The organism is Phormidium sp. FACHB-1136, assembly GCF_014697375.1.
Classification (GTDB): domain Bacteria; phylum Cyanobacteriota; class Cyanobacteriia; order Phormidesmidales; family Phormidesmidaceae; genus Nodosilinea.
The window spans coordinates 1-2,041 of record NZ_JACJRS010000240.1 but is presented as its reverse complement, the minus strand read 5'-3'; the positions used below and the strand labels follow the sequence as shown (position 1 = coordinate 2,041).

At 55.3% G+C, this 2,041-nt stretch carries 3 protein-coding genes; 2 read left to right on the top strand and 1 reads right to left on the bottom strand.

Features of this window, described 5'->3' with window-relative positions; genetic code table 11:
* A partial coding sequence (locus H6G62_RS27590; protein WP_206755668.1) for a hypothetical protein occupies positions 1–300 on the top strand: 300 nt, incomplete at its 5' end.
* Between the two features lie 3 nt (positions 301–303).
* Positions 304–1,308 (top strand): DUF6753 family protein, encoded by a 1,005-nt coding sequence (locus H6G62_RS27000; protein WP_190500905.1) that lies wholly within the window; start codon positions 304–306, stop codon positions 1,306–1,308.
* Here the strand turns inward: H6G62_RS27000 and H6G62_RS26995 are convergent.
* Entirely contained in the window at positions 1,305–1,847 is a 543-nt protein-coding gene (locus H6G62_RS26995) for a hypothetical protein (RefSeq protein ID WP_190500904.1), read from the bottom strand. The two genes, H6G62_RS27000 and H6G62_RS26995, sit on opposite strands and share 4 nt — an antisense overlap.
* Between the last annotated feature and the right edge of the window lie 194 nt (positions 1,848–2,041).

The following is a 2,041-nucleotide window of genomic DNA, read 5'->3' as shown; positions in this document are numbered from 1 at the left end:
ACTGAACCTAAGTCCAAGGCTAAGCCTGAGGCTAAGCCTGATGTTTCTGTCGGATCTGACGGTCTGAATGCTAGTCCACCCGTCGATGAGGCTGAGGACAGGAGTGGTATGTATCAAGCTGAAAATGGTGATTGGATGGATGACCTGTCAGACCCGGATGACGATTCGCTGACCTACGACGAACTGGGCCTAGGGGACGAATATGAAATCGTCAATGCCGATGATCCTGATGCGCTTGTTTCCTGGGGGCCGGGTGAGGGGTCTGCTCAAGTTTTCAGCTCTAACGGTCACAAGGGCTAAGCGATGGTTCAGGCGGAACGACAGACAGAAGCATCAACATTGCAAGGCTTGATGCAGCTCATTGCTCAAGGGCGAGACGGTGAGTTGGTTGATACAGAGCCGCCCGATCCACCAGGGGATGAGCGTTACCACTATGTTCCTGCGCCTCGGGTGCCGCCTGCCTTAGCTGAGCAAGCCCGACAACGGCTTAAGCAAGAGAAGGCTGCCGCAATTTGGAACCTATTTCAAGAAGGCTCGCCCGTCTGTCAGGGGTACAGCCCAGAAGAAATCATTTGGGTGTTGCGTCGTTTGCAGGAGCGCTATGAGCGACAGCAGCTAGAGTCCATGGGCGACTACCTCACCCGGTTTGACCTAGCTCTTCAAGATCAAACCCCTGAATTCAAGCAGACGGTGTATCAGGTGGCGACCCAATGCGGGGTGGGGCCTGACGATCCGCTGTTTTCGATTCTCTACAGTACGGGGCGACTGGAGGCGTTGCTGCGCCATCGTCCCGCAGAACTGGAGCAGGCGTTCCGGGCGGTGCTGAAGGAAGAATGCGACCAGGCGGTGGCGGTCATCAATGCCTCAGCGGATAGTGCCGTGCAGCGTCAGCGAGCGAAAATTACGTCAATCCTGAATCGGCTGTTGTTGGTGAGTTCCTTGAACTCCTTTAAGGCGGCGCTGAATGCGGCCAACCTGACGATTGCCGCAGTTAGCATCTTGACCATAGGAGGTGCTTTCTTCTGGCTCGGACGAACGATGGGGTACAGCCAACGGCCTCCCCTGGTGACGGGCAACGTGCGCCTCGACCAAGAACAGGCCGAGGCTTTGCGGTGGGCCATGAGCGATGAGGGCCAGCGGGCTCAGGATTTGTGGTCTTGGAACCGCAACCTGGTGCTCAATGGCCGCTGCCAAAACCAGCTCTCTGAACAGGGTGTGGCCCTCGCCATTGAAGGGGAAGTGGCCGAATCGGGGGCCTGTGCGCTTTGGGTGGTGCCGCCCGACCAGCGTACCTTCAGAGGCGACTAGAACAGGCTGATTTGTTGGACTTGCGGTGTTTCGGGTGGGTCGGGTTCAGGTCGGCTTGCCATTGGGTTATGGCCCCGCGCTACCACCTTTCGTCGAATCATGAGCTGAAGGTCTCGCAGTTCGTAGGGATCCGTGATGTCCCGCTTAAATTGACTGGCATCTCCAGCAGGAAACAGTTCGGGATGGGCTTCTAGGACTTGGCCAAAGGCATTCACACAAATAGCCGCTAGGTTGACCCTTAAGGGAGCGACATGGGTGTAGGGCTGAATGGCACAGACCAGTTCTGCGGCGGTGCAGGATTGGTCGGGTTTAGCTCGTCCAGACAGTTCGTCAAGGATTAACCAAAACCGTTCTAACCGAGCCGCTTTAACTAATTTTTCGGTTGTTTCCTGGGGTAAGTCCCAGGCTTGGTCAGGCTTGCCAAAAATCACAGGGCCAGTGAAATACTTGAACTGCTCAGTGCTGACTTTGGTACCATCGCCATGGATGAACAGTAACATGGCCAGCATAAATTCAGCCTCATTTAAGAGGGCCGCCATGGATTTTATCGTGGCATAGGGATCGGCTGTCGTGGACGGGGCTGTAGGGGTTGTGAGCAACATCACAAGAACGGAGTAACAACGCCCACCCAAAGCGATAGCTGACCGAAGGGTCTGGGATGCCTGACGTTGTCGCTATGACTTTAGATAGAGATTTAAGTCAATGGGGAACTTAAATTTGGCTTGAATCTCTG

Excerpts from the sequence above, each read along its gene's own strand:
- H6G62_RS27000 (WP_190500905.1), top strand. The coding sequence starts at position 304 with ATGGTTCAGGCGGAACGACAGACAGAAGCATCAACATTGCAAGGCTTG.
- H6G62_RS26995 (WP_190500904.1), bottom strand. The coding sequence starts at position 1,847 with ATGGCGGCCCTCTTAAATGAGGCTGAATTTATGCTGGCCATGTTACTG.